Annotated in this window: 15 protein-coding genes; 10 read left to right on the forward strand and 5 right to left on the reverse strand. The window is 44.6% G+C overall.

Annotation, left to right across the window (positions count from 1 at the left end; all coding sequences use genetic code 11):
* Positions 1 to 159: 159 nt before the first annotated feature.
* Positions 160 to 576, reverse strand: coding sequence for a DUF1885 family protein (locus AC0YN7_RS29135; protein ID WP_475813515.1), 417 nt, complete (start codon positions 574 to 576; stop codon positions 160 to 162).
* A gap of 144 nt (positions 577 to 720) precedes the next feature.
* On the reverse strand, positions 721 to 2,190 hold the full coding sequence (locus tag AC0YN7_RS29140) for an aminotransferase class I/II-fold pyridoxal phosphate-dependent enzyme (protein ID WP_475813516.1): 1,470 nt from the start codon (positions 2,188 to 2,190) through the stop codon (positions 721 to 723).
* Between the two features lie 176 nt (positions 2,191 to 2,366).
* Here AC0YN7_RS29140 and AC0YN7_RS29145 point away from each other — a divergent pair, with 176 nt between their 5' ends.
* Positions 2,367 to 3,557: an MFS transporter gene (locus AC0YN7_RS29145; RefSeq protein WP_475813517.1), complete on the forward strand. Its 1,191-nt coding sequence runs from the start codon at positions 2,367 to 2,369 to the stop codon at positions 3,555 to 3,557.
* Positions 3,558 to 3,873: 316 nt separating this feature from the next.
* Here AC0YN7_RS29145 and AC0YN7_RS29150 read toward each other — a convergent pair whose 3' ends face one another.
* Positions 3,874 to 4,893: an ABC transporter permease gene (locus tag AC0YN7_RS29150; RefSeq protein ID WP_475813518.1), complete on the reverse strand. Its 1,020-nt coding sequence runs from the start codon at positions 4,891 to 4,893 to the stop codon at positions 3,874 to 3,876.
* On the reverse strand, positions 4,890 to 5,651 hold the full coding sequence (locus AC0YN7_RS29155) for an ABC transporter ATP-binding protein (RefSeq protein WP_475813519.1): 762 nt from the start codon (positions 5,649 to 5,651) through the stop codon (positions 4,890 to 4,892). Before AC0YN7_RS29155 ends, AC0YN7_RS29150 begins: the two co-directional genes overlap by 4 nt.
* A gap of 260 nt (positions 5,652 to 5,911) precedes the next feature.
* Here AC0YN7_RS29155 and AC0YN7_RS29160 point away from each other — a divergent pair, with 260 nt between their 5' ends.
* Complete coding sequence (locus AC0YN7_RS29160; RefSeq protein ID WP_475813520.1) at positions 5,912 to 8,941, forward strand: efflux RND transporter permease subunit; 3,030 nt, start codon at positions 5,912 to 5,914, stop codon at positions 8,939 to 8,941.
* A gap of 142 nt (positions 8,942 to 9,083) precedes the next feature.
* Here the strand turns inward: AC0YN7_RS29160 and AC0YN7_RS29165 are convergent, their stop codons facing one another.
* A complete protein-coding gene (locus AC0YN7_RS29165) occupies positions 9,084 to 10,217 on the reverse strand; it encodes an ROK family transcriptional regulator (protein WP_475813521.1) in 1,134 nt (377 codons plus the stop codon).
* Between the two features lie 334 nt (positions 10,218 to 10,551).
* Here AC0YN7_RS29165 and AC0YN7_RS29170 point away from each other — a divergent pair, with 334 nt between their 5' ends.
* From AC0YN7_RS29170 to AC0YN7_RS29205, 8 genes are all read left to right on the forward strand, one after another.
* Positions 10,552 to 12,288: a glycoside hydrolase family 2 protein gene (locus AC0YN7_RS29170; protein WP_475813522.1), complete on the forward strand. Its 1,737-nt coding sequence runs from the start codon at positions 10,552 to 10,554 to the stop codon at positions 12,286 to 12,288.
* Between the two features lie 12 nt (positions 12,289 to 12,300).
* A complete protein-coding gene (locus tag AC0YN7_RS29175) occupies positions 12,301 to 13,047 on the forward strand; it encodes an amidohydrolase family protein (RefSeq protein ID WP_475813523.1) in 747 nt (248 codons plus the stop codon).
* Position 13,048: 1 nt separating this feature from the next.
* Positions 13,049 to 13,591: an amidohydrolase family protein gene (locus AC0YN7_RS29180; RefSeq protein ID WP_475813524.1), complete on the forward strand. Its 543-nt coding sequence runs from the start codon at positions 13,049 to 13,051 to the stop codon at positions 13,589 to 13,591.
* 60 nt (positions 13,592 to 13,651) lie between these two features.
* The gene (locus AC0YN7_RS29185; protein ID WP_475813525.1) at positions 13,652 to 13,858 is read left to right on the forward strand and encodes a hypothetical protein; all 207 of its coding nucleotides are present in this window, start codon (positions 13,652 to 13,654) and stop codon (positions 13,856 to 13,858) included.
* Positions 13,859 to 13,916: 58 nt separating this feature from the next.
* Complete coding sequence (locus AC0YN7_RS29190) at positions 13,917 to 15,386, forward strand: ABC transporter substrate-binding protein (RefSeq protein WP_475813526.1); 1,470 nt, start codon at positions 13,917 to 13,919, stop codon at positions 15,384 to 15,386.
* 77 nt (positions 15,387 to 15,463) lie between these two features.
* Positions 15,464 to 16,408, forward strand: coding sequence for a carbohydrate ABC transporter permease (locus AC0YN7_RS29195; RefSeq protein ID WP_475813527.1), 945 nt, complete (start codon positions 15,464 to 15,466; stop codon positions 16,406 to 16,408).
* 24 nt (positions 16,409 to 16,432) lie between these two features.
* Complete coding sequence (locus AC0YN7_RS29200; RefSeq protein WP_475813528.1) at positions 16,433 to 17,269, forward strand: carbohydrate ABC transporter permease; 837 nt, start codon at positions 16,433 to 16,435, stop codon at positions 17,267 to 17,269.
* 146 nt (positions 17,270 to 17,415) lie between these two features.
* On the forward strand, positions 17,416 to 18,822 hold a 1,407-nt coding region (locus AC0YN7_RS29205; protein WP_475813529.1), incomplete at its 3' end, for an S-layer homology domain-containing protein.

Below are 18,822 nucleotides of genomic sequence, written 5' to 3' on the forward strand. Positions count from 1 at the left end.
AAGAATAAAAAGAAAGGCGATATTCCGTTCCAATGTGAACGAAATATCGCCTTTTTGATTTAAAACAAATCTTTAACAAATTAAAAACGTAAGTTTTTCAGTGGCCTCGATTAATACTCGTAGATCTTTTTTTTATATTAACGCATCTATAAGATTTTATTATTTTCTAGGATTGTAATAGATGGTGCGGCCGTTAAACATCGTGAGTTCCGCTTTGAGCTGCTTGGCCATATATTTGCAGAGCTCGTTAGCCTTAGATTTATCACCGTGAGTAGCTTCATCCGTTAAAACAACCTGTACACACGGGACGGTATGACCCGCAACTGCAAACGCTTCACTTGGACCGAATATAATAGAATGATAAAGTGAATTGATGCCTTTCAAATAAAACCAACGATCATCCTGCTTGGATTCAAAAGTGTAAGGAAAGGCTGCTTCTGCGTAATCCCAGTCTAATTGAGCGCCGGTTAACTCGGTTTGCTCTTTATAATGCATCAGCCTGCTTCGCACATCGTCAAGTGTCATACTCTCAACGGATGATCCTTGCACAAATTTTATGTAAGCGCTTTGACTCATCGCATCTCACCTCTGTCAACATCATAGCACGACGCAAAATCGTTTACAATAAGTGGATTTTCAGAGGAGCAACAATAAAAAATGCCGAATACAGAAGTCAGAAATAGACTCTATAAACGGCATAAATTAGCAATGAAAGGTAATTTAAGAGATGGCGGTCTCTTCTACGATTACTTTAACAAATTCAATGCTGCGATCCTCTGGCCCTTTGACTGGGAGACCAACTTGAACGTGATCGACGATGTAATCGATATTTTTTTGAGTAATAACCTCTCCGGGCAGTAGGATTGGAATTCCCGGCGGATAGACATAAATGAATTCTGCAATAATACGTCCGGCAGATTCCTTGAACGGAAGCACTTCTGTTTCACCATAAAAGGCATCTCGAGGTGTTAATGAAAGCTGTGGAATGTCCGGAATTTTAACAATCAGTTCGCGTGCTTCAGCACCTTCATGGAAGTGATCGGACAAGCCTTTTAATGCAGTTATTAATTTTGATATAGAATCAGAGGTATCTCCAGGAGTAACTAAGCAAAGAATGTTATACATGTCACTCATTTCGATTTCTAAATTATGGTTATCCCGCAGCCAATTTTCTGTTTCATACCCGGTAATACCTAGATGACGTACATGGATTGAAACTTTAGTGGGATCGTAATCATAAGTTGCCTCATCACCGAGTATTTCTTCACCAAAACAATATAAGCCTGGAATTTCGTTAATCTGTTGACGTGCCAGCTGTGCGAGCTCAATTGCGCGTTCCGCGATAGCATGTCCATTTAGAGCAAGATTGCGTCTAGACGAATCAAGCGAAGCAAGTAAAATATAAGAAGTAGACGTTGTCGTCAGCATGCTAATTACGGTTTGGATACGATGAGGATTGACTCTGTCCTTACGTACATTGAGCACAGAGCTTTGTGTCATAGATCCGCCGAGCTTATGAACACTTGTCGCGGCCATATCGGCGCCTGCTTGCATGGCAGACATGGGCAGGCTCTCGTGGAAATGAATAAGCACACCATGCGCCTCGTCAACAAGTACTGGAATGTCAAAGCTATGAACAAGATCAACGATTTCTTTAAGATTGGCGCAAATACCAAAGTAGGTAGGGTTAATAACGAGTACAGCTTTGGCATCCGGATGACGTTCTAGCGCTTTGCGCACAGAACGTGTTGTAATCCCGTGATCGATTCCGAGATTATTGTCACGAGCGGGCGATATGAATACTGGTCTTGCACCCGCGAAAATGATTGCAGCCATAATTGATTTGTGAACATTACGTGGAACAATGATTTTGTCACCAGGCGCGCATACGGATAATATCATCGTCATTATTGCACCGCTAGTTCCTTGAACAGAGAAATACGTATAATCTGATCCGAAGGTGTCGGCTGCTAGCTTTTGCGCCTCTTCAATAACGCCGGTTGGTTGATGCAGGTCATCAAGCGGTGCTATATTGATTAAATCGATCGACAATGCGTTGTCACCGATAAATTCACGGAATTCTGAATCGCTGCCCAGACCCTTCTTATGTCCGGGTATATGAAACTGTACGGGGTCATTCGCCGCATGTTGGCGAAGAGCGGTGAAGAGTGGTGTTTTACTATGGTCCATCGCTTTCATCCCTGCCTTTCATTAGATGTTACAAACAAAATTGAGTATAGCAAATACAGGGGGGAATGCAAGCTACATTTTTGTTAATTGAGGCTTTGTGGAGCGATTGTTCTTCAATTGTTCATAAATACAGGTTAATTTAATATGGTAACATAAGTTGGTGGAGGGATTGCAGTATGGAAGATAAACGTATCTATTTAGTAATGGCTATTTTAATGACAACATTTATAGGGTTTGGAATTATCATCCCTGTTATGCCGGAGATTATTCAAGCAACTGATCCGAAAAATGCGGAATTACACACGGGTTGGATGTTAGCGATCTATTCGGCCGTTTCTTTCCTTTTGTCACCATTTTGGGGCAACCTGTCAGATCGGATTGGTAGACGACCAATAATATTAATTGGTGTTCTAGGTTTTGCTGTTAGCTTTCTATTATTCGGATTATCCTCAGGCAGCTTGACGTTGATGTATTTATCCCGCATATTGGGCGGGTTCTTCTCTGGTGCTGTCGCATCTGTCATTGTCGCATATGTTGCAGACATAACGCCTCCGGAGCTTCGTACGAAGGGCATGGGGCTAGTCGGAATGTCTATCGGTCTAGGCTTTACTATCGGCCCAGGCTTTGGCGGACTGCTAAGTCTCATATCGCTGGAAGCACCGTTTTATGTAGCATCGATTTTAGCGCTCATTACGTTTGGACTCGCTATAACTAAACTCAATGAATCACTTCCTCCTGAACAACGGCGTAAGAGCTCGGAGAAAAGCGTATCACGCTGGCATGCTTTTAGGGGGCCGTTGAAATATTTATATGTGCTTGCTTTCTTCGTGACCTTTACACTCGCAGGGTTGGAAGCTACGCTGCAGTTTTTCGGTATGAGACGTTTTGATGTTACTCCGCTGCAAGTGGGCATCTTGTTTTTTGTGTGCGGCTTTGTAGGAGCGCTGGTTCAAGGTGGAGTCGTTCGCAGACGTATTAAGTCAGGGCAGGAGCCAATGTATATTGCAGCGGGCCTTATTATTTCGGCAATTGGTTTTTTCCTTCTGCTTGCGGCTCATTCCTTATGGTGGGCAACGATCTCGCTTGCTGTGTTCGGAATTGGTAACTCGTTGATTCGTCCATGCGTCACATCACTTATTACTCAGAAAACAACGGTAGGTAAGGGTGTTGCGTCGGGGTTAAGCTCATCAATGGATAGTCTCGGGCGTATAGCAGGCCCTCTACTCGGTTCTTTCCTCTTTACGATACAAATAGGGCTTCCTTATTTACTCGGCGGTATACTGTGCATGGCGGCGCTTCTGCTGCTTGTTCGCTTCAGCCAGCTCGATAAGCATTCACCGCAAGCAACACCAGGAGATAACGTTTAATAAGAAAAAAGCCAGCTATTCATCTAAGGATGGACGGTTGGCCTTTTTTAAATATTATCTTGAAAGTAGTTATCCGTCCGACATATTGGAGGACGGGATAAATTAGTTTAGGTTTTTGAAACTAATGATCATCATCTGACGAATTGGGACGAGTTAGTTTCAGATTGTGCAGCTACCCCGCCGGAAAAGGTGGCATGGCCGAGCTAACCAAGCCATTACGTTCATTTCCTGAAACTAAACCGCAGCCCACTCTTTTGTCGGCATAATTAGTTGTAAAATTTGAACTTACACGACGGACAATACAGAAATGTTCGCTTCACATGCTGCGATGTTTCTTTAACGCTACGACATTTAAAAAGGCAAACAATAGAGAAAAACCGATTAGTATATACACATCCAGCTGAAAATCAGGCAAACTTTCGCCCCGTATCATAATTCCGCGCATCGCGTCTGCTCCATAATAAAGTGGCATGATATAACTTAGCTTTTGCAGACATGGATTCATCGCGTCTAAATTAAACAATCCCGAGAAAAAGGCTTGCGGTACGATGACAATCGGTATAAATTGTATAATTTGAAATTCGCTGCTCGCAAAGGACGATAGGAGCGTGCCCAATGTTAAAGCTGTTAATGACAATAGCAAGTTAATAAGCAGCATATACCCGATATTTCCAACCATATAAAGTCCAAGGACATCGACAGAAAACCAAGCGATCAGTGAGGCCTGCAATAAAGTGAAGAGTCCGAAACCCGCTAAATAACCCACAACGATTTCAATTCGCCGTATCGGTGTTGCAAGCAGTCGTTCAAGCGTTCCGCTTGTTCGTTCACGCAGAAAGGAGACACCGGCAAGCAGAAAAACAAAGAAGAAAGAGAAAAAGCCGATAAGCACCGGTCCAGTAGAGTCGAAAGCGGCCATATCAGGACCGCCATGCAAATAGGAAATATTCGATACAGCTGTACCTGCGCCAGATTGAAAGACGGTTTGCAGCAGTAGTAAAACACTGCGGTTTATTGAAGGATCACTGCCTTCGAGCATAAGCTCCGGAGTGCCGCCATTTTGTTGAATGATGGCGTCTAATTCACCAGCTTGGAGTGCGGCATGAGCCTCTTCATTTGAAGTATAAACGGTTATCTTGGCATCGAGCTGCTCGAATTTATTTGTTACAGCAGGAGGGATGTCGACCATTCCGATTGCAGGTGTTATCGATTGGCCATCAAATACGAGTTTCATCAAGCTTAATATGAGGAGCGGGGCTAAAAATAAGAGAGCGAGTGTCCGCTTGTCTTGAATAAATTGTCTAATAATTCGCAAGGTGAGTGCTCTTATTCTCATTCCACTACTCCTCCCTTGCGGCTAAGCTTGATAAATGCTTCCTCAATGCTGCTTGAGCCTGTACTTTGAACAATCGCTTCCGGGGTATCTACAGCAATAAGACCTCCATCACGAATAAGTGCTAGTCGATCACATTTAGCCGCTTCATCCATAACGTGGGTGGTTACGATAATCGTAATGCCCCGTTTGCTCAAGGAAGCAAGCTCTGTCCAAATAGATTCGCGCAGGACGGGATCGATTCCGACAGTTGGTTCGTCGAGTACGAGAATATCAGGTTCATGCAGCAGCGCGATCGCTAGAGAAAGCCTGCGCTTCATCCCGCCTGAATAAGCTGCGGTTTGTTTACTTAAGTGATCAGTTAAATCAACTAATTCTGCAACGGCTTGAATACGAGCTTGGAGCAATTGCCCCTTCAATCCAAATAGCGCGCCAAAAAAAGTTAAGTTCTGTTTGCCTGTCAGCTCGTTATACAGGGCATCGGATTGTGCCATATAGCCGATTTTCTGCAGCATCTTAAGCTGAGGGACTGGTTCTCCGAGCATGCAAACCGTACCCGTATCCGCTTGGTCGATGCCGGTCATAAGCTTGATGAGTGTCGTCTTACCCGAACCTGATGGGCCAAGCAGACCGAACAGCTCACCTCGTGGAATGGAAAGTGATATGCGGTTAAGGACGGTTCGATCACCGAACCTGCGAATGATATCCTTCACCTCGAAGGCATGTGCTGCTGTTGAAGTAACTGCTTGTGTAGTCGTCACTGTTAATCACGCTCCTTCTATACAAATGATGTTACTAATCGATTTTTAGTGCTTTTTATAAGAATAGTTGATGAATGTAATAAAGAGAAGAGCATGCTTTTAATTTTTTGAAATATCCCCCGTCTTAGGTCGTAGCTGCTATGCGACCTCAGACGAGAATAAAATACAGACTCTAGACGTTTTTGCAAAAGATTTCCTGCCTTTATGATTATTAAGACAAAAACAACGATAACCGTAAAGGGAAAAGGAGTCGGAAAAAGATGAGTAAATTGACAGAATGGTCGTTTCGTAATAAAGCAGCGATCATACTAATTGTCATTATGGCGTTAGCGATGGGGGTAATTAGCTACTTCAGATTACCGATGGAGTTTCTCCCGGCTGCTGATAATCCTCAGGTGGTAGTAACAGCCATTGGACCTGGGAATGACGCGAAGTCAATGGAGCAATTTGTAACAAATCCGCTGGAAGAGGCTGTAGCCCTTGTTAAAGGGAAAACAACGATGTTCTCAACTTCAGGTGATGGATATGCGCAAATTAGTTTGAATTTTGATTCTAAAACAAATATGAAAGAAGCTAAGACTGAAATTGAACAGCTCGTGGGGCAGGTAAAGCTGCCAGAAAATGTGATGAAGCCATTTGTCATTCAATTAAATACTTCGATGATTCCCATCTCATGGGTTACATTAACGTTTGATGATGGGATGAGCGAGCAGGAAAAGGATGAAAAGCTGAAACTTGTAACTGCTGAGCTACAGAAGACAGAGGGAGCCGGTGAAGTAATTGTAAGCGGCAAATCAATGCCGACTATTCATATTACTCCGCTTACCGAAAAGCTGGAGGAAAGGAATATACCTGTTCAAGCCTTAATGGGCGTGCTGCAAGGACGAGGTGTTTCGGCTTCGCTTGGAGAGCGAAGTGTAGACGGGGCAGCCGGAAATATTAATGTGTATGATCAAGTCAGCGATTTGGACACACTTCGCAAGCTGCCTGTTACTGGAGGTGTGAAGCTGGAGGAAGTTGCAAAGATTGAGCTCTCAAAGGATCAGGATAGCATTAGCCGCATGAACGGAAAAGACGCTATCGTATTCACGGTGTCCAAATCAGCGAATGCGAATGCGGTAACGGTTGGTGAGAGTATTCAAAAAACGATTGACCGTCTGAACGAAGAGGTTAACGGAATTGACGCTTCAATTATGCTCAGTACTTCAGAATCAGTTGTATCCTCGGTTAATAGCATGCTGCGTGAAGTTCTGCTTGGCGCTTTGTTCGCCACAATCGTAATTTTGCTGTTTATGAGAAATATAAAGGCGACCATTGTGACTATCGTATCGATTCCATTATCGTTAGGAATTACGTTGTACTTACTTCAATTGTCAGGTGTATCGTTAAATATTATTACACTTGGCGGTGTAGCAGTTGCAGTAGGAAGACTCGTTGATGATAGTATTGTCGTTATTGAAAATATATATAGAAGATTGCAGAAGGAAGCCTTCTCGGTACAGCTAATCATTGACGCGACCAAGGAAGTTGCCGCGGCTATAACTTCTTCAACTCTGGTTACTGTAGCCGTGTTTTTACCGATGGGGCTGCTGCGCGGCTCGTTGCAAGCATTTTTGCTGCCATTCGCCCTTACAGTTGCCTACTCTTTACTCGCTTCTCTATTAGTGGCGTTGACGGTAGTTCCAATTTTGAGTGCTGTATTACTAAAAGGCACGAAGGAAAAAGAGCATAAGGGTTCTCCAAAATTCGCAGCCTTCATCCGTTGGAACTTGAAACGAAAGTGGATACCTTTATTGATAGCGATTATTCTGTTAGGTGGATCATTGAGCGCGTATGCGCTTATGCCGAAGGGAGCACTTGACTCCTCAAGTGCTGAGAATATTAATGTAGCTCTGCAGTACCCTAGTGAAACGACTGCTGAAGAGGTTTTGGAGGCGGGTAAAAGATTTGAAGCCTATCTAACAGCAGACAAAAATGTAGAATGGGTAATGATGATGCTCGGCAATAGCGCTGAGGGGGCTAAATATGGCTCCGTCACTTCTCCTACACTTGTGACGTTTATGATTGATTTGAAAGAGGACGTTGATGCTGAATCGTTTATGGAAGCTGTTAAATTGCAAAAGGATAATTACTCAGATGCTACACTTACTGTAAATGCAATGGATTTAATAATGGGAGGCGGCTCTTCACAAATCTTCATTGATGTGACCGGAGATGATCTACAGCAGCTTAACATTGCGGCAGATCAGCTTATAGCGGCAATAAAGCCGATTGACGGTGTGCTAAAGGTGGAAAGCAATCAAGAGGAGAAGAAAGCTGTCTATTCCTTCAAAGTAGATCCAACAGCGGCGAGTGGTCAGGAAATCGCGATGCAGCTGCAAGGTATGCTAAATCCAATGCCTATTGGTTCAATCCGGTTAGAGGACAGTGAGACTCCTGTCATTCTTCAACCGATTATGAATCCTGATACACAAACCGAGCTGGAGCAATTAACGGTAATGACGGAAGCGGGGGCTGTGCCAATATCCTCCGTAGCAAAGCTAACGCGTACAGAAGAATCCAGCCTGTACTATCACAAAGATGGTAAAGCGTACATTCGGGTTACAGCTAATGCAGAACCTAGCCAGTTGTCCGTCATAGGCGCTGATATATCTAAAGCGACGAAAGAAATTAAGCTGCCTGAGGGCGTAAGCTTAGTGGTTGGCGGCGCGTCGGCCGATCAATCAAGTGACTTTGCTTCCTTGGGTTTAACGGCCCTTATATCCATCGGAATCGTATATTTAATTATGGTGTTGACGTTCAAAACATTGCGAGCTCCGCTTGCGATCATGATATCATTGCCGCTGGCCGCAATTGGCGCGGTGACCGGTCTGCTTGTATCTGGTGTCACACCGGACTTCACGGCGATGTTCGGAGCGCTGATGCTCATCGGAATTGTCGTGACTAACGCCATCGTATTAATAGATCGCGTGAAGCAAAATGAAAAAACGATGCCAATACGTGAAGCGCTTATTGAAGCGGCGACAACTAGGATGCGTCCCATCGTTATGACAGCAGTAGCGACTATTTCCGCCATGCTGCCGCTCGTATTCGGATCACATGAGTCAGGTAGCATCGTATCGCAGAGCCTTGCGATTGTAGTAATCGGAGGTTTGACAGCTGCAACGCTGCTTACACTTATAATTGTGCCATGTGTGTATGAATTATTGTTCTTCCGTACTTCACGTAAGCAACAACGTGCAATTGTAACAAATGCTGCAGCCGAGGCTGCAGCGGCGAAGCAGGTATAATGCAAAGAGAAGAGGCTATCCCGGGTGTGAACTGCACCCCGTCAAGTAGACAGTACAAATAATAAAAACCGTTAAGCGGCCTTAGTCCTGAATTCCATTGGACTGAGGCCGTTTTAGTTTTGCCTGTAATCGTTGATTCGACTTAAATCGCTAAAATCAGCTTTGATTTAGCTAATGTCAGAGCCCCGTATATACCCTCCAAATCACCGAATGAATTTTTCTCTATTCTGAGAACAATATTGGTAAATCGATTGGCACGCAAACGTACTGTTCTTTTGATTTCATCCAGCACAAGAGGCAGGCTTTCGAACAATCGGCCGCCCAAATAAATGCATTGCGGATTGAATAGATTTACGACGTTGCTTAATGCTATACCAATAGAGGTGCCAGCTTCGATGCAAACTTTCAATGCGATTTTATTGTTTTGTTCGTAGGCTTTCACAAGAGACGTATAGGAATCGTCCAATTCTAAGTATTTTTCTTCAATCATTTGGAAAGGCCCATACATTTCCAGGCAGCCGTAGTTGCCGCACAAGCATTGACGGCCTTTCTCGTCTACCGTTACATGTCCTAGAAGGCATCCAACATTACTGGCTCCTCTAATTAGCTGTCCGTTTATCATCATGCCGGCGACGATCCCTTTTCCAATTTGAACCACAACGAAATTGTCTACATCTTTGGCTTGCCCTATAAGCCTTTCAGCAAGCGCCATGGTTCGTCCCCCCTCTTCTAGAAAAACGGGACAGCCGAAAGCTTGCTGCAGCTCGGAGACAACAGGCAGATCGTCCCAGTGAGCGACATTCGGAATGTTCAGAATTCGCGTTTGTTCCGGATTAACAATACCGGTGACGCCGACTCCAATAGCATCAAGAGATTGGGCGGAAACGCCATTTTGCTGCAGAAAATCATTAGCCCTACCTATTATAGCTTCTAGTTTGTTAGGTTCATGCTCGTACTCCGTAATGAAGGTATCTAATTGATACAGTATATTTAAATTGTTATCGGATATGGCATAACGAATCCGGTGGCCACCGATGTCGATACCCATGTAACGGAACCGATCCGGATTGGAATGCAAATAAACTTCCTTTCGCCCCGGTCCGCTGCTGGCTCTTTCTCTGCCTTCCAAAATATATTTCTGTTCGATGAGTTCTTTCGTTATATTTGTGACTGCAGCCTGCGAGAGTCCCGAATGAAAGGAAAGCTCCTTTCTGGAAATTTCCCCATGCAGGTTGATCAATTTTAATATAGAAAGTTGGGTTTCAGTAAGATTCATTTTGGGTTCCCTTCGACAATTGATTATTTTAATTAAGTATACAACTTTACACCGAATAAAGCCATTTGTCTGCTCGAAAAAAGGTATGTGAAGGGGGTTTACAATAATATAAGCATCTTATATAATTGATTAAGTAAAGAAATCAATTAATTAGCGAATGCGGTTTTTCTACTCAATTCATTTTAAAAAAGGAGGAATATTTTTAATTATATAAGGTTATATCGGTTGTTTTAAATGGATTAGTTGGTAAATCAATTTTTTGTGAGATAAATGTTGATAATGTTCCGGTTTACTTGTATAACTGAAAGATTCGGCTGTTGAAAGGGGGCTCTGCATGAAAAGAAATACTGTAGAATTGAAGGAATGGCGATATCAAATTGATCATGACAATTTGGGCGAGACAAGAGGCTGGTTTCAGCCATCATTTGATAAATCTGGTTGGATGACGGTAGAGGCCCCGAAAGCATGGGATTTCTATGGAGAAGAATTTTGGAGTTACGAAGGAATAGGTTGGTTTGCCGCAGAGATTAAGACCGATCTGGTACATCTAAATGCGTTGCAGAAAATCGTTTTTAACAGTGTAAGCGGCCATGCCCGGGTTTGGATCAATGGAAGCTATTTGGGTGAACATCACGGTGCTTACTTGCCATTTGAGTTTAGTATAACCCCTTATTTAAATCAGGACGGATATAATGAAATCGTTATGTACGTGGATAATCGGCACCGGGAAGAGTGGCTTCCAGGCGGACCGATCGTAGAATGGGTGCAATACGGGGGCATCCTTCAAAAAGTAACAATAGATTCCATCGGTTTGCAGCATCTGTCTTCGATACGGGTACTTACAAGGATGGCGGGAGAGGAAAGAGCGATCGTCACTTGCGAGATGGAAATTGCGAATCGGGCCGATTTTCTTCTAGAAGGAACTGTGCGGCTGGAGCTACCCGGAGAAAACCGGATGATTGTTTCCGAACATGCCGTACAATGCCTGCCGAATGAGAGTGCTGATGTTCAGTTTGAAATAGAGATCACTAACGCCAAGTTGTGGAGTTTAGAAAGCCCTTACCTATACATGCTGGGGGTCAAGCTGACGCACGGGAAAGTGATTCTCGATGAGATCGATCAGAGGTTCGGAATTCGAACGATTGAAAGTGTGGGCAACCAGATTCTGTTGAATGGAAAGCCTATTATGATCAAAGGATTTAATCGTTACGATGAATATGCGGAGTATGGTCCTAACGTTCCTGAAAGCGTCATTCGGGAAGATCTTCTAAAAATTAAGGAAACGGGTGCGAACCTGATCCGGGTTCATTACCCGCAGTCTCCAATTCATCTGGATATTATGGACGAAATCGGACTGCTGTTTATGGAGGAAGTTCCATTGAATTGGTGGCTTACCGAAGGGGCTGGCAGAACGTTTATTCCTGAAGTTGTCGACAAGGCGGAAGCGGTGCTCGAAGGTATGATTCGTAGAGATTGGAATCACCCATGCATCATTTGCTGGAGTATGTCCAACGAGTCCGGAACGAACACGGGAGACGGGATTACCTCCGTACGCAGGCTGATGAGAAAGGCGAGGGAGTTAGATTCTACACGGCTGCTTACTTTTGTGACGATAGGCTCGCCGGGACACGAAGCTTTCGATGAAGCAGATTTAGTCTGCATCAATCTTTACTATGGCTTGTTCCATCAACAACCTGCATTGGACATTTCGGAGCTGGACGAATTGGTATACATACCGACCGTTAAGCATCTTAAAGCTACAGCGGAGGAATATACAGGAAAACCTGTCGTCTTAACGGAGTTTGGAGCACCCGGTGTTCTAGGCCTAGAGGGAAGCAATCGTTTCACGGAAACGTATCAGGTCGCTTATTTGGAGCAAGTATGGAAAGCCGTCATCAATTCCGGGGTGCAGGGAGGCGTAGTTTGGAGCTGGGCTGACTATTACCATCGCAGGGATTTCATTGGTGCTTGGCAAGCACCCTATGGCCCATTTGGTGTTGTGACGATTGACCGCAAAGAAAAAAAGGCATTGCAAGCCATATCGCGTCTCTTTGGAGCCGATAGTCAATAAGGGGGACAGCAAGTGAAACTATATGATGCGAACAGCATGATCGGCACTTATGTGAGAGAGCGTGTTCCCATTGAAGGAGAAGAACAATTCGTTCAATTGGCGATCGAGCTTGGTATCGAAAAAACGGTAGCCTACCATGCGGACGCTCGTTCTCTTAATCCTATTTACGGAAACGAAAGACTGGTACACATTTGCCGAAGCAATCCTATTATCGAGCCGTGCTTCGTCATCTCTCCTCATTATAAATACGATAAAGGCTGGGCATTTATGGCGCAGGTATTGGCAGAAAGCGATGTTCGCTTCGTCAGGTTATTTCCGAAAGAGCATGGATATACGCTTGCTTCTGTTCATGTAACAGAAATGCTGGATATAGCCGATGAACGGAACCTTAACGTCATGCTCAATTACAGTGCGATCTATCAAGATGGCGGGGAAGATCCTTACTTCGAAAAGCTTTGCCTCAAGTATAGCAATGTTCGGTTTATTTTAACGGAAGCACCTCATCTTCGGAATATGATGTGGTACAGCTATTTGGAGAAGTATCCGAATGTGTACATCGAAATGTCTATCAATGATAACTGGTTGACGTATGAACGAACCGTTAGCTTATTCGGATCCGAAAGGCTGCTTTGGGGAAGCAATATGCCTTTTAATCATCCTGGTCCTTCGATCACGATGCTAGCCTATGCCGATATTTCGGATGCGGATAAAGCGAACATCTCCTATAAAAATCTGGAGCGTCTGATAGGGAGGCAATAAGATGAACATCAGGGATCTGGCGAGAAACGGGCTGCCCTTTCAAGATATTATGCTGATTGACATGCACTGTCATATCGGAGCTTATAACAGCTGTTACATTCCCTATCTGGATGAGGATGAGCAGATCATTCAGTTCAATAAGACGATGGAGAAAGTCGGGGTCAATTATTCGGCGATATCCATGTTAAGAGGGCTCGCGAGCGGCGAGTTAAGTGCCAACCTGGATCTCTACAACTATATGCAAAAGGATGATAAGCTATTGGGCTGGGTTACCTATATTCCTTCTCTGATTACAGCCAGCCTGGATACGGCAGACCGCTGCTTCGCTTTGTCCAGACGATTCATCGGCTTTAAAGTACACCCGGAAATTAACCGTTACCCTATCACCGGTGTGGATTACATTCCTATGTGGGAATATGCCAACGAGAAGGGCTTGATCGTACTCGCACATGCCTGGGGGCCTCATTCAGAACCATCCATGTTTAGGAACATCGCAGCTAAATATACAAATACGAAGATTTTGCTCGGCCATTGCGGCGGCTGAGAACCCGAAATCTCGGTTGCCATCCAGCTGGCTAACGAATTTGACAACATCTATCTAGATTTGAACGGAGCTTTCATTTATTCGAGAATTTGGCTGGAAACAATCGTACAGAAAGCGGATACGACCAAAATTCTTTTCTCCAGCGATACGATGTTCAACAATATTAGTTGGGAGATCGGGCATGTAGCATTTGCCAAAATACCCGATGCGGTGAAGCTTGATATTATGGGCCTGAACGCCAAACGTCTGCTTACTGGTATTATTTAACCAGTTCAATTTTCAGTGAGATTTACCAAAAATATATAATTTTAGGAGGAATAATAGGATGAAAAATGTAATCGCTATCATTGTGTCAATTATGACGGTTTTTGCGCTTCTGACCGGATGTGCGGGTAGTTCCGGGTCTAAAGCAGCAAATTCAAATGCACCTGCGGCAACAAACAGCGGAGAAACAATTGCCGAAGCGAATGTGTATCCGGAGAATGGCCTGTCTAAAGATGAGAAGGTGGTCATCAAGGTCGGTTTCTGGGAAAGCGGATCCGGGCGCGCATGGATGGATCTGGCTGTTAAAAATTTTACCGAGAAATATCCGAATGTCAGCTTCGATATTACTTCGACGCCGACGCTGTCGACAATTCTCGAGCCGAAAATTGCCTCAGGCGACGATAAAGAAATGTTCGATCTGTTTACCCCGAGCTTCTCGGCAGGGGAACAATATGTCCGGTTGGCTAATGCTGGTAAATTCGAGCCGCAGGATGATTTGTGGGAACGCGACATACCCGGAGAATCCGGCAAAAAGTTGAAGTCCGTAATTTCCAGCGATGCCTATGATGCCGCACTTTCCTTCGGTTACACGACCAAGGTGCCGCTTGGCGGCTATACATCCGGTTTGTTCTTTGATCAAAATTTGTTTGATAAACATGGCTGGAATAAAAGCCCTGGCACGTGGGACGAATTTGTGGCGCTGTTAGATGAAATAAAGGCGCAGGGTATCATTCCTATCACTTTCCCGGGCGTCTATGCAGGTTATTTGACCGATTATACTTTCAATATGATTCAATTCGACTTGGCTAAGGCAAACGGGACGTTCGATACCTACCTCAGCAATTTCCGCGATTTCAAGGGAGCGCAGTACACAACGGAAGAGAACAAGGAAGCATGGACACGGATGTATGAATTCGGCAAGAAGGGTTATTTCCCCGAAGGGGTAGCAGCGCTCAATCATACTCAGTCTCAGATGCAGGTGCTGCAACATAAGGCGGCGCTCGTATCGACAGGGGACTGGGTCGGCAATGAGATGAAGGAGCATACGCCGGCTGATTTCAAATGGGGCTATATGGCTATTCCAGCAACCAATGATGCCAATCAGACGATATTCATTAATTCGGGCGTGGCCGATGTTGGATTTGTCATCTGGAAGGACAAACCGGAACTTACTAAAAAATGGGCCAAGGAATTTGTTCTAAGCTTATATGACTTCAGTATCCAAGAATCGCTGGCAACGGAGGCGGGGACTTTTCCGGGACGGCTTGACTTCGGAGACAATGCTGCCCGAATTGCTAAGCTTCAGCCTGTGCAAGCGGCAGTTATGGAATATACGACAAAACATAACGTTCAATATGTGTCTTCACGGCGCAACTTCTACCCGACTAGCACTGAAGCAGGACAGGCGGGGAAATTGGTAAGCGAAATGATTACCGCTGTTGCCACGGGTAAGAAGGATCCTTCACCTGTGCTGGAGGAAGCTGAAAAACTGATGCAAAAAGCGCTCGAGAAAGATCGGCCGCAAAAATAAGAAGATTGGGTAATGTTAAATACATTTGGGGAGGAACTCGTTCTTCCCTTCCATCTTGCTAGTAAGGAGGAGATTTTTTGAATGTAGGCTTGAAAGGAAATAAAGCAGTCGTGCAGAATCGAGTTGGATCAAGAAATGCGAACAGACAGAGATCCGTCTTTCTATTTGTTGCGATCGCTCCGTCACTTCTCGGCTATCTGTTGTTCACACTGTATCCGAACCTATTGTCGGTTTACTACTCGCTGCTCGATTGGGACGGACTGACCGATTCCAAGTTTGTCGGGTTTGAAAATTTTGTGAGTATGGTAAAGGATAGGTTCGTTTGGCGTGCGTTGTATCATAACTTGTTGTTCATGATAGTCGTTCCTGCATTAATTGTTCTGATTTCATTAATCCTCGCTTATTTACTGAACAATAAATCATATCGGGAAAATCCTTTCTATAAGGTGCTCTACTTTTTTACAAACGTGCTCTCGATAGTCGTTATTGCTCTTTTGTGGGCGTTTATTTATGACGGCAGCTTCGGGCTGCTAAATGGGATACTGGGTATTTTCGGTGTGGACATGAATAATTTTTACTGGCTCGGGGATACAAAAACCGCCTTCTGGGCGCTAGCAGTGCCCATGGTTTGGGGGGGAGTCGGTCTATATGTCGTGATTTTCATCAATGCAATTAGTGCCATCCCGAAATCTCTGTACGAGTCTGCTATCCTGGAAGGAGCCCGCCCGATGACGATGTTGTTTCGCATCACTATTCCTCTTATTAGAGGTGTCATTCGCGTCTGCGTGGTGTTTGTTGTTCTCGGCACAATTAAGGGTTTTGAATTGATTCTGATAATGACAAATGGGGGACCCGAAGGTTCAACCGACGTTATCGGCCTATATATGTTCAATCTCGCCTTCGGTAAAGAATTTCACAATTACGGTTATGCATCGGCAATTGGCATGTTCCTGTTCGTTATTCTTATAGCAGCCAAGTTTATAATCGACAAATATTATCCTGAGGAAAACTTCGAGTTTTAGCTCACTGGATCAGGGGAGGATGTCATGAAAGAGCGGAGAACGTTTATGGATTGGGTTTGGAGGTTCTTGCTTTTGTTATGGGCTGTATCGATTATTTTTCCGATCGTTTGGATTCTGTACCAGTCACTGCGAACGAATGTGGAATTTTTTCAGGATATTTGGGCGCTTCCTACCGAGTTGCATTGGAATAACTATGCGAATGCATGGACCAATTACAACATTGGACAATCGCTATTAAATACGTTGTATTATGTGGGGGTTAGTCTGGTTTTAGGCACATTTTTGACGACACTAAATGCCTATGCGTTAACCCGCATGCGGTTCCGAGGGAGGACATTTATTTGGTCGCTGATCATGCTGTCGCTATTTTTGCCGGGCATTAACGCACTGGTGCCGCAATACGTTCTGATGAAAACGCTCAATCTGACGAACAGTCTGACGGGTCTAATTATTTTGGACAGCTTTGGTGAAAACGTGTTTTTTTTAATGCTGCTCGGCGGTTTTATGTCTTCACTTCCTAAAGACCTGGAGGAGAGCAGTTCTATAGACGGCGCTTCTCTGTTCCAAATGTTCTGGAAGATTATCGTGCCGTTGTCGACACCGGGCATCGTAACTGTGGCGATCTTTAAGTTTCTAGGTTTGTACAACAATTTTTTGGGACCCTTTATCTATTTAGGCGATCCGAACAAATATACGATCGGGGTCAATATGTATCAGGCAAATATGAAAATGCAGTATACCTCGGATTGGGTGACGATGTTCGCTGGAGTGATTATCGTCATGATTCCATCGATCATTTTCTATATTTTATTCCAAAAAAGAATAATGGCCGGCGCAACGATGGGCGCGATGAAAGGATAGCAGCAGAGTGGAAGGAGGGGGATTAGCTAGAAGTTGCAACTTAAAGAGAACAGAACTTTGCGTCTGATTGATTTGTAAGCGCGTTCAAGAGTGGGGATGACGTTTTGAAGATCGGATATCAATTTGTTGAAGGAGATGGCAACTGAATGATCAGAAGATTAAAGCATGTTCTTTCCATACTACTGACCGTCTGTATCCTGGTTACAACGGTGACTCAGGCTGGTTCTGTCGTATATGGGGCAAGTGATGAATCCCGAGCTTCGGATCTTACAGGGCACTGGGCAGAACAAGTCATGAAGAAGTGGATCGGACAACAGCTGTTGGCCGGATATGATACACATGTATATCGACCGGATAAGCCCATTACGAGAGCGGAATTCGTCGCTTTGCTAAACCGTGTATTCAATTTTACAGAGAAGTCGGAGCATCCGTTTCAGGATGTCGACAACAATTCCTGGTATGCGGACGCTATTGCCAAAGCTTATATCGCCGGCATCATTCAAGGGGTGGGCATCGGCAGGTTTGAACCGAATCATTACATAACCCGTGAAGATTCGGCGGTAATCATTGTCAGAGCCTTTCAGATCTTTGCAAGCGGGCAGGGTGTGGCCGGTTTTAACGATGACAACCAAATAGCGGATTATGCGGTTAACGCTGTTGCGGCCTTACGTGCCGGAAACTATATTAAGGGGAGGGAAGGCGGACAGTTTGTGCCCAAAGGCAATATCACGCGGGCGGAGGTCATTCAACTGCTCGATAATGTGATGGGAGCTTTGGTTCAGAAGAACGGGATCGTGACAAACGATATTCCTGGGAATCTAGTTGTTAACGCAGCCGGAGTTCAACTGAACAATCTCGTTGTGTCTGGCGATCTTTACATCACGCAGGGAGTCGGCGACGGGGACGTTACGCTTGACGGTGTAACGGTCAAAGGCAGCACTTATATTTGGGGGGGAGGCGAGCATAGTATTTACCTCATAAACTCGTCGCTGGAAGGGAAGTTATTCATCAACAAACGAAATTCGAAAATTCGGGTCGTTGCTTCCGGGACGACACGAATACCGCAAACGGTCATGCATTCCGGGGGGAAGCTTGAAGAAGAGCTTTCCGGAACGGGCAGCGGGTTTTCGAAAGTAGAAGTGAATATTCCAAGCGAAGCCCAAGCTGGAGATGTAACGCTTAACGGGGATATGGAGCTTGTATGGAATCAAACGAAAAAAGCCAATTTCAAGCTGGGACAAAACACTATTGTTCGGACTATGACCTTCGATGCACCAGCGACTGTAACGGGAGAAGGCATGATAGAGCTGGCGCTCTTTAACACGAATGGCGCGATTTTGAGCAAATGGCCTAAAATAGTGAAGTTTGCGAAACAGGTTTCGGCGACAATCGAGTCCAAGCTGGTTACTGAAGGTACGATATCAGGTCAACCATACATCCCGCCAACACCAACACCAACACCAACACCAACACCAACACCAACACCAACACCAACACCAACACCAACACCAACACCAACACCAACACCAACACCAACACCAACACCAACACCA

This window comes from Paenibacillus sp. J31R122 (assembly GCF_056269185.1).

Excerpts from the sequence above, each read along its gene's own strand:
- AC0YN7_RS29135 (WP_475813515.1), bottom strand. The coding sequence starts at position 576 with ATGAGTCAAAGCGCTTACATAAAATTTGTGCAAGGATCATCCGTTGAG.
- AC0YN7_RS29140 (WP_475813516.1), bottom strand. The coding sequence starts at position 2,190 with ATGGACCATAGTAAAACACCACTCTTCACCGCTCTTCGCCAACATGCG.
- AC0YN7_RS29145 (WP_475813517.1), top strand. The coding sequence starts at position 2,367 with ATGGAAGATAAACGTATCTATTTAGTAATGGCTATTTTAATGACAACA.
- AC0YN7_RS29150 (WP_475813518.1), bottom strand. The coding sequence starts at position 4,893 with ATGAGAATAAGAGCACTCACCTTGCGAATTATTAGACAATTTATTCAA.
- AC0YN7_RS29160 (WP_475813520.1), top strand. The coding sequence starts at position 5,912 with ATGAGTAAATTGACAGAATGGTCGTTTCGTAATAAAGCAGCGATCATA.
- AC0YN7_RS29165 (WP_475813521.1), bottom strand. The coding sequence starts at position 10,217 with ATGAATCTTACTGAAACCCAACTTTCTATATTAAAATTGATCAACCTG.
- AC0YN7_RS29170 (WP_475813522.1), top strand. The coding sequence starts at position 10,552 with ATGAAAAGAAATACTGTAGAATTGAAGGAATGGCGATATCAAATTGAT.
- AC0YN7_RS29180 (WP_475813524.1), top strand. The coding sequence starts at position 13,049 with ATGAACATCAGGGATCTGGCGAGAAACGGGCTGCCCTTTCAAGATATT.
- AC0YN7_RS29190 (WP_475813526.1), top strand. The coding sequence starts at position 13,917 with ATGAAAAATGTAATCGCTATCATTGTGTCAATTATGACGGTTTTTGCG.
- AC0YN7_RS29200 (WP_475813528.1), top strand. The coding sequence starts at position 16,433 with ATGAAAGAGCGGAGAACGTTTATGGATTGGGTTTGGAGGTTCTTGCTT.